We start from the raw sequence: 13,205 nt of genomic DNA, 5'->3' as shown, positions 1-13,205 counted from the left end.
TGCGACGAGAATGTATGCCTATATATTAAACATTAACGCACAATGGGGTTTTTGAGGGGGTTTACGCCCCCTCCACTCATCCGAGTGTTATCTCGTTGAAGTTCCCTTCCAATCTAAAATAGTTGAAGACGGAGTTATCACAAGTGAACATTATGACCTGATTCTCCCTCGAGAATTCATAGATCGCCTTACAGGCCCCTTGTTTCCTCTCATCATCGAAACGGACCAGGATATCGTCCATGATCATTGGCATCTTCTCTGCCGTGATCTCCTCCGCCAATGCCATCTTTATCGACAGATAGATCTGATCCCCGAGACCGGAACTCCATTGGGATGAGTTCTTCCTCATGACGCTATCTTTGACGACTATGTCGTTGTCCCTCGGATCGTTGTCCAGTTGGTATCTTCCCTCGGTCATGAGTGAAAGATATCTATTGGCCCTGATGACGACCGTTGGTTGCAGATCGGAGTAGAAGCGATCGCAGGAATCACGTATGATGGTCTGTGCAATACTGTATGTGGCCCATTCACGGACCAATCCCTTCAATCTCTCCTCCGCATTCATCCTTTTGGTGAGGAGCTGATTGTACGCATCGTCATTCATGATCTCATCCATCATGTGCGTTATCTCTCCGATCCTCTGACTGTATTGATCTGAATCATCCTTCAGATCGTCAGCATCAGGTATATCATCGGCAAGGAATGCTTTGAGCTCGCTGATCGATAACTTGGTAGTGGCCTCAATGCTCTGTTTGAGTGTCTCCATCTCCTTCCTCAGATCGATGAGTCTGAGCTTCTTCAGGTATGCCTCTTTGAACCTCTCGGATGAACCCCATCTCCTAAGGAGTCTTGACCTCTCTTCGGAATCAGCCTTCATCTTGTCCTTCAATTTGGTGATCTGCTCATTCTTCTCCTTTATAACGATGGCATCGTTGAGCATGGTCCTGAGGCTCTCTATGTTCTCTTCAGTGCTACCTTTCAATTCATACGCCATCGCCAAGGGGGCCAACGCCCTCTCGAACAATGATGTCTCGGCGATGAGGCTCTGTCTTTCTGCCTTGGCTGCATCCCTCTTGCTATTGAGATCGCAAAGTACACGGAGATTCTCGGCAAGGACGATTGCCCTCTCAGGTTCTATTCCCGAAGGATATCCTTCATTGACGATCCACTGATCCCAATTGAGAGGATCCTTCTTCTTTTTGGACACTACGATGAATGGTAATGCGATCCCCAGGAGTGCTAATACGGCACCAGCTATCGTCACGATCATATCTTCCAATAACAACGCGCCAAGCACTGCAACGACTATGCCCACTATCCCCAACAGAAGGAGACCATATTCCCTCTTTCCGAAGTTACGGCCGTTGCGTTTCTGCAACACACGCTCAGCCTTACTGATGATGTATTGTCCGTTCCTGACCTTGGAAGCCTGTTCGGATGTCCATCCGACCTTCTTCTCGAGTTCCGTTATCTCACCATCTATCTTGCTGATATCGGACTCCACTTTGGAGATCGATGCCTTGTTCTTGATGTAATCATTCGATTGAGAACATACATTCTCGATCTCGGTACGTTTATATAGGACGTTATTGACATCCTTGATCTCCTTATCGGACGGGATCTCGCTCTTGATACGATCGATCTCCTCGGAGATGTGTTCGAATCTCGCTTTATCATCTGGATTGAATGAATCGTATTCGGACAATCCTTTGCATTCATCCTCTAATTCACGAAGATGCTCAAGATTGCCTGATTGTGATCTGTTCAATCTCTTGCGCGCCTTCTCATCGTTCGAGAGGTCGATCAATTTCTTCTTATCGAGGACTTTTCTTTTAAGATCCTCTCTCTCGGCATATAATGCATCATACTGGTCCATCTTGGATTCGATCTCCTCGATCTCAGCATTGATGCTATCGATCTCCTTCATGCACGCGCCGATCAGTCTTGTATCCGACATCTTCTCGGGCGTCATAAGTTCCTCGAGTCTGTTGTCGATATCCTTCGATACCGCAGGTACATTCTCTCCGCCAGGTATGGTTAGGAACTTGCTCTTGAAATCATTGGTCGATATGACCTTATTATTAGTCAATTCCTCGAGATCGAGGCCATAGAGTGCACGATATGTGGCGGAATCCATGTTAGAGAATTCTTCGGAGATCGTTCTCTTTCCGTTCTCCTCCTTCACCTTCTTCTGTTCTCTGATCAGCGTTCTACGATCGCCATTGTCCATCGTAACCTCTATGATGCCAGAATCGTTCTTCGAAGGCGTTGGATACAGTCTCTTCTTCCCGCTTATGGGGAAGAGCGTTGATCTTATGAATTCGGTTATCGTGGATTTTCCACTTTCATTATGACCATAGATGACGGTCATGTTGTCCTTCAGATCGCCGGAGTTCCAACGCATGATGTTACCGAACGATCTGACGTTGATCCTGTCTATCCTCATTGTTCGGCCCCCATCATCTTCTCTATTACGAGATACATCGCGTCATCGACGATATCCTTCAATTCATCATCTGATAAGGATTCGAACATGCTCTTTCTTGATTGGGAGACGGTCGTGGAACAGATCATATCGATCAATTCCTTTCTTCCGAAACCTGAGATCCTGTTACCGTAACTGATGACCGCGGATGTGAAATCATTGATCTCCTCTCTTGTCTTGAGATCGATATCCGGTACCGTCCTTACGATCACGGACGATATCTTGCAATCGATGGAATTCTCAATCATCTCCTTGATGGATTCCGTTCCGCCAGTACGCAGTATCGCATCCAATGGTCCGCGACCGGAGAATGTGATGGATGCTATGCAATTCTTCTTGATCTTCGACAATTCATCGATCGCAGTCTTGAAATCTGTTTTCCCTGTGATATCGATATTGACATCCACCCAATCGATCGCAGATGTCTTGAATGGGGATATGTCAACGACGGCGCCATCATTCACCGTCACAAGATATGCTCCCTTCTCACCGCTCTCCTTGGGGTCCATCCCTTGAGTGTTACCGGAATAGACGACATAAGGCATCCTATTGAGTATGGATGCCTTGTGTATGTGGCCCAACGCCCAATAGTTGACATCCTTATCCTTCATGTCGGACAGTTTGCAGGGCGAGTAATTGTCATCCTTGGCTCCATCGACATTGCAATGGAACACGCCTATGGCAAAAAGGTCGCTCTCCTTCTTCACTGATTTCACATAATTCGAATTAGGCTTCATTGACGGGAAGCTCATGCCTATGAGCTCAGTGACCCTTCTCCCGTCCTTCTCGAAATACATGTGCGTTATCTGCTCAGGGAATACGAAAGCATTCTTCGGCAACGGTATGGAGTTCTCCCATCTCCTCTTGGTATCATGGTTGCCGTAGATGATGTAACACGGTACTTTCATGGATGCTATAGCGTCGGCGAATCTGCTCCTCGTCAACGGCGTCTCATTGGTACTGTCGAATATGTCTCCAGAGAATATTACGAAATCAACTTTCTCCTTCTTTGCGAATGATACAATGTTATCGAGTGCAGTGAACACTGATTCACGTAATCTTCTCCCAAGATCCTCATCCGCATCGGAGATCCCTGAGAATCTGCACCCTAGATGCAGGTCAGAACAATGAATGAATCTGAATGAATCTCCCATGTCTCTCTATATCAAGGCCTATGTTTAAACGATTATCGCTCCGCCTATACGCTTAGTTGTGAGCCACCAACTGAATCGGAGTTTCCTTCTTCTGGATATCATATCTGCCGAAATCGTCAGCCGCTTTGACAAGGGATTTGATGTTATATTCATAGGAGTAAGGGGGAACTTCACATGTGGTACCCAATATCATCCCACATTTGGTGTCGATCCCGCCCTCTATCTGTGATCTGGCGTGCTCATAGATCTCATTCTGATTATTCTCTATGACGAACAGTTTGGTATCCACCGATGGCATTATCGCACAGAGGTTACCGAAAGTATCCTTCATGATCTCCGCAGGGAATTCCACACGATCCCAATATCCGATCTGCATTATGGTGAGTGGAGTGAAGACGATCTTCCCTGGATACAGCATATAATCATCCTTATGGTTCCCACAGAAGTGATAGAATATCTGCGGACCAGCACCTTTGGAAAGACAGTTCCTGACCAACTTATTCAGTGCTGGAGGCGATATATCTTTAATCATCTCCGGAGACATGGAATCGCTGTTCTCGAGCACAGCGGATGTGTTCAGCAAGGCCATGCCGTATCTTTTTGCTATCGCTTCCGCCCCCATCGTTGCCGTCTCTACATAGATATCAACGAGTTTCTTTGCAAGATCCATCTCCGTTTGACACCACATGAAGAATTGCTCCAATCCGCAGAGTTCCGCACCGGCACCAACAGGCTCAGGGACATAGGCCAATGGCACGAACATGTTGGGCATGGTCTCCTTGATGTAATCCATGGCCATCGTCAATCTGTTGAATGTGTATCCTGAACGGATCTGCTCTGTGCCAGGGATCTCCATCCTCTCCGCATCCTCGGGATCGTTCACTACGATATTCGTAGGAACGGGGGCTGTGAGATTCATATATTTCAGATTTATACCCAATTCAGGGAGCCAAGGGTGTGCGAAATAGTATTTCGTGACGGGCAACAAATCATAATGCTGTTGCGCATGCGCCAAACAGACCGCTGCCAATTTAGGATTCTCATAGAATTCCCTGATCGTATGCCCATAGAATACAGTGGAATGGGAAAGCATCATCGGATCGACAGGTATCCTATCAGCACCAGGGGCTCCTATCACAGCAGAAGCGTATCTCTTCTTGGCCTTCTGTAACCACAGATCATCAATAGGGTCGAACGTGTCCATATTATCCACCAGATGCCACCCTTATCGCTCTTACCTTGCAATCCACGGGTATTGAATCCATAGGCACTGGATTGCCATCGATCAAGAAGATGAATGAATCGGGATTCAGCCCCATCTCGAGTATCGCCTCTTCAATGGAAAGGCATGTCTTGATCTCAGATGTGTCTATGGACAGTGTGTACATCCTGATTATCCTCCTCATCAGATTTCACAGATACTTTGTAGAGAGCTTTCTCATACCATTTCTCTGTCAGCCTTGTTATGAAATTCGTACTGTTATGTTTCATTATCCATCTCATGACGAAGAACCATGCCACCAATGAACCTATGATGATAAGGACATATTGCCATGGGAACATGGTGATCTGAAGGATCTGCCATGCGAAATCAGTAGTATCCACTGCATAGTATGCGGCACCGACGACACAAAAGAGGAAGAGGGTGAGGAAAAACACCCTGAAGTTCCCTGTGACCTTCCCGTCCAACGCGAAGAACTTGCAGATCGGATTGATGAAGAATAACTGTGAGATCTGTGCAAGGACAACGAACAGCAATAATGCATTCCTTGCAGCGACCTCTGCGTACCTCTCGTCGAGAGAGATCCCGCTCTCAGCATAATAGTCGAGCATCGCTTTTGTCGATTCGAACTGGGGATATCCGAATCTGTACAATGTGTCGGGATCGATGTACGAGTGCCCCAAGAGACCGTTGAGTGTGCCCGTGTAGAAGAACAAGTAGACACATACCGCCATAAGAGCTATGGAAAGTGCAACAGGAACGGCATAACTGAGAACAGCAGGCAATATCGCACCTTTGATATCCGTCGGTTTTGCCCAGAGCGTCATGAAGAACGATGGGATTGCTACCGAGACGAATGCATAGAATGCGGCCTGTGTAGGCAGGAACAGAGTGGTACGGAATGCGGAGCCCAACATGATCATAACGAACAGAACGAGGAATGCGAACACGAAGTTCCTCGATATGTATTGTTTGAGGATATCCCTCATACCGCTGACGGTCCTCTTGCCTTCTACGAGTGCACGCGGAAGTGCAGAGAAGCTATCCTTCATGAGGACCATATCCGCAACACCTCTCGCGGCACCGGCACCGCTTTCGAGAGCTACACCGACCTGTGCCGATTTCAATGACTTGACATCGTTGACACCATCACCGATCATCGCGACGTATTTTCCATTCTTCTTGAGGGTCTCGACGATGAGTTCTTTGTGGTTAGGCCTCATTCTTCCGAATATGTTGTATTCGAGGATCGCATTCTCCTTATCCTTGCCCTGAAGGGCATCCAACTCATCACCGGAGATTATCTTCCTCTCTCCAGGGATGTTGGCTATCGTGAACATCGCATCGACGGTAGCGGGATCGTCACCAGAGATGACCTTGATCTCCATGTCATTCTTCATGAAGACATCCATAGTCTCCCTGCAATCCTTGCGTATCTCATCCTCGATAGCTATCACGGATACGACCTTCAATTCGGGTATCAACGGAGTATCGCCCGAATACATCTCGAAATCAGGGCCGACGGTCAAAAGCAATGTCCTGTACCCCATCTTTGCATAGGAATCGATGACATCCTTCACATCCTGTCTGTCAAGGTTGTCGCGTAATGCGGAATATGCACCAGAATAGATCGTTATCGGCTTTCCGTTGTATGTGAGCTTCACCGCACTGTATTTCCTCTCGGAGGTGAAACGGATCTCATCCAACGGCTTTACATCCGCCTCCCCGAATTTCTTGATGAGTGCCTCGACAGTACGGTTCTTGCTTCCAGTGGCATTCGCGAACAATTTAGCTATCTCGTCCGCATCCTCCACGTACTGTATCTCCTCGCGATAGTTCAGCCTGTTAGTGGTTATTGTACCCGTCTTATCCATGCAGACGACATTCACATGGCTGAGCGCTTCGATCGAGTTGGAATTCTGCAGAAGGACGCCTGTATCCGCCATCCTTACGGCAGATACCATGTATGCGATGACTATCAACAACAAGAGAGCCACGGGGACGATGTCCAGAACGATGACGGCATTGTTCACTATCGTCGTGACCAATACGGATGAATCGAAGTGTTTGATGAGGTTTATGATTATCATCAAAATCATGAAGATTATCGATACGAAGACCAACAATTCGGTAACCGCGGTGGTCTCCATCTGAAGAGGGGTCTTCTTCTTCTTGAACTGTTTCGCTGACGAGAGCATCTCGGATGCGAATGTGGATTCTCCGAAAGCATCCACTCTGTAGTATCCGATGCCGGTGACACAGTATGATCCGGAGAATATCCTGTCAGCTTCCTTCTTCCTCACAGTGTGTGATTCACCGGTAAGAAGCGATTCATCCATCTCAAGATATTCCGACTCCAACAGTGTTCCATCGACAAGAGCCTGATCACCAGAGGAAAGCTTGATGATATCGTCCTTTACGACCTCAGTCTGATCGATCTCACATTCTTTCGAATCCCTGATGACGACTACTTTCGGTCTCATCAGGAGCGCTATCTTATCCAATCTACGTTTGGCCCTTACTTCCTGTATCGTGGCCACCGTCACGCTCAAACAGATAACGAATGTGGCCGCCAATGCATTGATGTATTCCTGAAAACAAATGAGTATCGCACCGAGAGCGAACAGGATTATGTTGAACGCAGTGAAGACATTCTTGAAGATGATATCCTTGTACGTACGACTGACAACCTGTTCCACCGAGTTGACCTCGCCTTTGGAAATACGCTCGTTCACTTCCTCGGTTGTCAATCCTGTGAGATCCATAGTTCGCGATTACATCCGAATTATATATCCTTAAAGGACAACTCACCTTTCGAGACCAGTTCATAGTACTTCTTCACGAACGATCTGATGTCCTCCATCGTGTACATATTCTCGACCTTGTCAGATCCGATGTTGAGGTAATCGATGTAACATTCGATGGGCTTGTCCGTTGTGGATGCTACGGCAGCAGCATAGATGCTCAACTGCAACTCGTACAACTTCCTGTTCGCCTTGGTACCGTCTGTCTTGTAGTCATGTATCTCGACGTGATCGTCGAATTCGGCAAGAAGATCTATCGTACCTTTTATCGACACATCATCCACGGGAAGCACGAATCTCTCCTCTGCGACAGTTATGGCCTTACTGACAGAATCCAAGATCTCTTTGATCCTATCATGCTCTTTGAAATCGACATCGCATTTACGGCCTCTCCACATGGAATACGCATACTCATGCACCTTAGTACCGTATTTCGTACCCTCTCCATTGGTGTCCTCGACACGATTCTTGAAGACCGACATCAGGTCGTGCGGGGAAAGACTCCTCCTTCTTGTCGCATAATCCCCTATCACAGGCACTTTGGAAAGCTCGACATCCTTCTCGATCATCTCGAACTCATCGAAATCGATATTGTCATTCGCTGTACCGAGATCTTTGAAGAATCTCGATGGATTGTACGATGTTACCGTCAGATATTGTTTGGCCCTTGATGTTGCTACGAACATCAACCTCCTATCCTCAGAATAATCTGGATTCTTTATCCCTTTCAGTACGTTGTATCTCCATGAATTGAGAACACTATCATATTCCGTATCATCCACGATCGTTGACCTGTATTCCTTAGTACATCTGATACCGTATGCATCAGAGTACCTCAAGACCTCCTTGTCGCTGTTCGTGTTAGGCATGGATCTTTGATTGATACCGGCGATGATGACGGCAGGATACTCCAATCCTTTGGATTTGTGCATCGTTTGTATCGTCACAGCTTCCGCATCTAGGGCTTGATCCACGTTGTACTTAGTACCGTTCTTTATGTCCTCCTCGATGAGCCTTATGAGATCGGAGAGGGTCATGAGTGAATTGGAGTATGCGGACGAGAGTACGGTTATTATCGACTGGGTTATGTCATTGTCCAACCCATAGAACGCGAATATCGTCGTCAGCAGATCGTTTGGCCTCCTCCTCTTGTTCAAGAGACGGAACCTCTGTCTGTTGAACTCGTCGGGCATCGCACCTGTGCCTTTTTCACCAAGGATGGTCTCGATCTGTGAGAGACTGTATCCCCTATCGGAGAGTATCGCCATCATCCCTCTCTTGTCCTTCGAATTGTTCACATACCTAAGCCAAGCGAGGACAAGTTTGCCTTCACGAGTGGACATTATCTCAAGATCGCCTTGGAAGAATGCAGGTATATGCTGTTCTGAACATCTATCAAGTATCTGTCTGCAGAGTTTACCGTTACGGCAAAGGACAGCGATATCGCCGAATGACATCTTCTTCTTATTACCATCCTTGTCAAAAACTACGTACTTTGGATCGGAGATGTATTGTTTTATCTTCTTGATGACGATATCGATCTCATCATCGAGTGATTCGGTCTGAATCATATCGAATGATGTGTTGTCTCCGTACAGCTCATCCTTCTTAGCGTTGAGAAGGACGACGTTAGCATTTTCGATGACATCTTTTTCGCTACCCTTGAGTTCGAGTGATCTGAACACTTTCTCCAGAATCAATGATGAACTTCTGTAATTCTCAGTGAATTCTATACATTTCACACCGACCATCTTGAACGGGATCCTCTTGTCATCCCTGTTCAGTTCGGTGATAAAGAGGTCGACCCTGTCCTCGAACTGTGTTATATTCTCGATTGAAACGAACCTAAATCCATAGATACCTTGTTTCCAATCGCCGACAACGCAAAGATTCGGCTTATTCAGCAGAAGAAGACAGATCTTCAATTGCAACTCGTTCGTATCTTGGAACTCGTCGACCATCATGTAGTCCACGGTGTGCATCTCGCGTGAACGGCGATCCGAGTACAATATAGCGAAAGCGAACAGTTCTACGAGACCGAATGTCAACCTGTTATCGGCAATGGATGATCTTATGTATCCGAAATATACGTCACGTATGAACTCGAACAGCATGAAACGATCCTCATGAGAGATCGAACGGAGGATGTCGTCGGATATCGATTCATCATCGCATGAACCAAGTTCATCCGGGAGTGCATAATCATCTTCCGATCTTTTTGCGTCATCGATCGCTTTCTTCACTGATTTCTCATTGTTCTTGAGTGTGATGAAAAGATCATCTGTTCTGCCTTCTATGAGCCTCTCCCCCTTTCCGAACCATTCGTACTCCATCGGGATTATACCGCGAGACATCAGTTTGTTGATGATCTTATAGAGATCGTTCACTTTGTTGCCTATCAGAGCAGCAGGATCCTTTCCATCCTTGTGGTATCTGCCTGAATGCTCATTGATGAATTTTGCATAGAAGTTGCGGAAATATTCGCGATTCAAAGTCTCATTCTCTACAAGATGAGCGCTTCTTGACAATGATTCCTTGATACAGAAGAAATCATTGACACTTTCAGGAGAATCGAGAACGATGTTCAGACATTCCGAATCGAATGTCGTCGTACGGACGTTCTTCGCCATATTCCTGTATGCCTTTGAATCGCCTTCGTCCATGGAGATCAATTTCTTAGTTATCCTTGCCTTCATCTCCTCTGCTGCATTCCTAGTGAATGTCAGCATCATGATCTTCATCGGATCGATGTTGCTCTTCACCATATTTACATATCTGTCAACGATCGTGTGCGTCTTCCCTGTCCCTGGACCGGCATCTACGACGACCATCCCATCGATATGATTCGCCAAAAGAAGCTGTTTCTCATTGAGATCAGACATCGGTCTCACCTCTTATCTTGACGGTTTCGGTACATATATCGTTGAAATAGCAATTATTACAGTTGATCAATGGTTTCGCGATAAATCCGTCCAAGTAGCTCTCTTTGACGAGTTCGTGATTCTTCTTCACCTCGGCTCTGAAATCCTCAAGGGCTTTCCTGGTGACGAATGCCCTATCTCCGCTGTAGAACATCTCCTTGTCCATGTTATTGCATATCTCCTTGACAAAACCCTCGCCCAATGTGGCGGACTTCTTTTCCGTTAGGCCGGTTGCAGACATTATGTAGCTTGTGGCCATTGCATTCAGAGTGTCGGAATCCCTCGTACCAGAATTAAGGATGAGATCTACGAGGCCATCCTTACAACCTTCCAATGGCATGTACGTCTTCTTTTTGACCTTCTCCGCAGCGACATAGTTCTTGATGAAATACTCCTTGTCATCGATCAATTCCACATGCCTCATGTTGGATTTGATATCAAAATCAGCCCCTGTAGCATTCTTATTCAGATTGTCATTCGTATAGAAGAGCGAGAACACATGTTGACCCTCTTTATTCTTCTCTTCAAGCAAAGAGAGGTAGAACATACATTGGAATTCGAGATTGTATTCCGATTTCTTCTCGGAATTCATGGCTTCTATGATATCCTTCGCTTCCTTTGGGGAGCCTGTCTTGAAATCGAAGATGCGACCATCGAGGACTACATCGAATATCCCTTTCATGTTCTCATCTGCTGAGGTGCATGTGATCTCAGTTATATCGCTTCCGAATCTCATGCCCTCCATGTCGATGAAGAGATTGTATCCTTTCCTTTTGTCATCGACATTGTTCTTCGTGATGTTCTCATCGATCTTCGATTTCTTATCCAATTCGAATTCATTGACGAATCTGTCGATATTGATTATCGAATTCCTGATATTGGTGCGCTCGATGGAACGCATCTCTGGAGAGAAGAGGCCCTCGCACTTGTCGCAAATTATGTCTGAATAGTAATCGATGTCATGTTTCTTAGCAAGATCAGGATATGTTATCCTGAACTCAGCATACTCGTGCAATATGTTCCCGACGACATTGCTACGGTTATCTGGACTTCCAAGGATCACACTATACATGAATTCCCTTGGGCACGAGACGAAATTACCATATGATGTCTTAGAGAAGGGTTTTGGGATGTAATCGGTGTATGAGATCTCCCCTGATTCTATGATCTGAGGCTCTAGAGCAGGGACCCAGGGTCCAGGGATCAGGTCCTTGCATACATCACCAAACTCCTTGGTGAGTTTGAACGATGCAAAGTCGAAATAATTGCACGGTTTGGTTTTCTCACCATCCTTTATCGAGTTCACCACATACAGTCTTCTGCTGCCTTGTTGAAGGAGGACCTCGAATTTCGAAACGTTCCTATCACTCTCGCTGTCCTTCATCCTATAGTCAATAAGATTGAGGAAACTGAGATCCTTCTCCCATTCTTGGCCCATTCCAACGAAAATGACCACTGGACGGTCAACGAACACAGAATTCTTACAATCGACAAGGAGCACACCTTCCTTCTCCGAATCAGGTATCTCCTCGTTATGCTTCAGATTCGGTATGTTGTTTACGGCGTATATGATGTCGCCTGTATCGGCATCATTGACCGACACATCTTTCAAATTCAATTCATCGAGAAGCAGATTGATCTGTGCCGCCTTCTTCCTTTGAGAGACGGCATCACAGACCTGAGCATAGGTCATGTTGCGGATACCATCCATCGTCGAAAGAATGAATTTCGTCCTCTCGTCCTCGCAGAACACAGAATACTGTTTCACCAGATATTCATCGAATTTGGAACTGATATATCCCCCATAGGAAGAGATCAATTCCCTCACCTGAGATACTTTGACGGTCTCAAAGGATAATGACAGTGAAAGGAACTCGATGAAATCCCTGACATGACTGAGATCCTTCACATTCAGCGAATTGATGAATGGTATCTCCTTCCTGTACAATGCGGAACGAATCGCATCAGCTACCCTTCCGTCTACGTCGAACACGATGGCAAAATCCTTCGCATTGTCCTTGTTGATGAGGGATACGATATTCTCAGCAATCTGACGATCGTTCGAGAGTTCCCTGATCTCATCTATCTCATAACAATCCTTTCTCTTGAATAATGAGATCTCATCGTGCTTGTCTGGTGGGGGGAGGATGTTCTTATCGAGATTGTCGAAGAACTCCTCGCCGATCACGGCAACCTTCTTTCCAACGAAATATCCTGTTCTTTCGCTGTCGAATGATATCATCGCCTTCTCCAATGTAGGCAACTCGATGAATTCATCATACACCCTCTGAGATTTGCGACTGAGTTTAGATCTTACTTCAGAGGTGTATCTCATGATGGTCTTGATGTTCTCGATCTCGCCATGGACATATCTCAACCTATATCCTGTCGATTCCGAGACCTTTTTCACGACCTCTATGTCATCCATCATTCCTTGGCCGAGGATGTCTATCGCCATATCCCCTGCCAATTGTCTCGGCGTGATAGCGAATATACCGATCCTTGTCTGATCCAATCTATTGTTCAAAGCAAGTGAGAGAGGCGCATCGTTACAAAGAACGACATCGTAATCCTTGACCTCTTCATACAATTCATCGATACTCTTCGCTAATCTCATCG

7 protein-coding genes are annotated in these 13,205 nt (G+C 46.2%); all 7 read right to left on the bottom strand.

Annotated elements, in window-relative coordinates:
- Nucleotides 1-76 precede the first annotated feature (76 nt).
- From ACI2NF_RS05245 to ACI2NF_RS05215, 7 genes are read right to left on the bottom strand one after another with little or no spacing between them, the layout of a single operon-like run.
- Nucleotides 77-2,446 carry an ATP-binding protein gene (locus ACI2NF_RS05245; protein ID WP_400211180.1) on the bottom strand — a complete coding sequence of 790 codons (2,370 nt, stop codon included), beginning with the start codon at nucleotides 2,444-2,446 and terminating at the stop codon, nucleotides 77-79.
- Nucleotides 2,443-3,639 carry a metallophosphoesterase family protein gene (locus ACI2NF_RS05240; RefSeq protein WP_400146629.1) on the bottom strand — a complete coding sequence of 399 codons (1,197 nt, stop codon included), beginning with the start codon at nucleotides 3,637-3,639 and terminating at the stop codon, nucleotides 2,443-2,445. The genes ACI2NF_RS05245 and ACI2NF_RS05240 overlap by 4 nt, the downstream gene beginning before the upstream one ends.
- 52 nt (nucleotides 3,640-3,691) lie before the next feature.
- Nucleotides 3,692-4,843 (bottom strand): uroporphyrinogen decarboxylase family protein, encoded by a 1,152-nt coding sequence (locus ACI2NF_RS05235; RefSeq protein WP_400146655.1) that lies wholly within the window; start codon nucleotides 4,841-4,843, stop codon nucleotides 3,692-3,694.
- A gap of 1 nt (nucleotide 4,844) precedes the next feature.
- Nucleotides 4,845-5,027 carry a hypothetical protein gene (locus ACI2NF_RS05230; RefSeq protein ID WP_400151661.1) on the bottom strand — a complete coding sequence of 61 codons (183 nt, stop codon included), beginning with the start codon at nucleotides 5,025-5,027 and terminating at the stop codon, nucleotides 4,845-4,847.
- Nucleotides 4,999-7,626 carry an HAD-IC family P-type ATPase gene (locus ACI2NF_RS05225; RefSeq protein ID WP_400211179.1) on the bottom strand — a complete coding sequence of 876 codons (2,628 nt, stop codon included), beginning with the start codon at nucleotides 7,624-7,626 and terminating at the stop codon, nucleotides 4,999-5,001. The genes ACI2NF_RS05230 and ACI2NF_RS05225 overlap by 29 nt, the downstream gene beginning before the upstream one ends.
- Before the next feature lie 20 nt (nucleotides 7,627-7,646).
- A complete protein-coding gene (locus ACI2NF_RS05220; protein WP_400211178.1) occupies nucleotides 7,647-10,547 on the bottom strand; it encodes a UvrD-helicase domain-containing protein in 2,901 nt (966 codons plus the stop codon).
- A complete protein-coding gene (locus tag ACI2NF_RS05215; RefSeq protein ID WP_400211177.1) occupies nucleotides 10,540-13,203 on the bottom strand; it encodes a PD-(D/E)XK nuclease family protein in 2,664 nt (887 codons plus the stop codon). The genes ACI2NF_RS05220 and ACI2NF_RS05215 overlap by 8 nt, the downstream gene beginning before the upstream one ends.
- Nucleotides 13,204-13,205 lie beyond the last annotated feature (2 nt).

Origin of the sequence: Candidatus Methanarcanum hacksteinii (assembly GCF_964305265.1) — an archaeon.
GTDB classification, from domain to species: Archaea; Thermoplasmatota; Thermoplasmata; order Methanomassiliicoccales; family Methanomethylophilaceae; genus Methanarcanum; species Methanarcanum hacksteinii.
The sequence above is the reverse complement of the archived record's forward strand: the minus strand, read 5'-3'. Positions and strand labels throughout refer to the sequence as shown.

What these genes read in the sequence shown, in the direction of transcription:
- ACI2NF_RS05240 (WP_400146629.1), bottom strand. Translation starts at nt 3,639, where the DNA reads ATGGGAGATTCATTCAGATTCATTCATTGTTCTGACCTGCATCTAGGG.
- ACI2NF_RS05225 (WP_400211179.1), bottom strand. Translation starts at nt 7,626, where the DNA reads ATGGATCTCACAGGATTGACAACCGAGGAAGTGAACGAGCGTATTTCC.
- ACI2NF_RS05230 (WP_400151661.1), bottom strand. Translation starts at nt 5,027, where the DNA reads ATGTACACACTGTCCATAGACACATCTGAGATCAAGACATGCCTTTCC.
- ACI2NF_RS05220 (WP_400211178.1), bottom strand. Translation starts at nt 10,547, where the DNA reads ATGTCTGATCTCAATGAGAAACAGCTTCTTTTGGCGAATCATATCGAT.
- ACI2NF_RS05215 (WP_400211177.1), bottom strand. Translation starts at nt 13,203, where the DNA reads ATGAGATTAGCGAAGAGTATCGATGAATTGTATGAAGAGGTCAAGGAT.
- ACI2NF_RS05235 (WP_400146655.1), bottom strand. Translation starts at nt 4,843, where the DNA reads ATGGACACGTTCGACCCTATTGATGATCTGTGGTTACAGAAGGCCAAG.
- ACI2NF_RS05245 (WP_400211180.1), bottom strand. Translation starts at nt 2,446, where the DNA reads ATGAGGATAGACAGGATCAACGTCAGATCGTTCGGTAACATCATGCGT.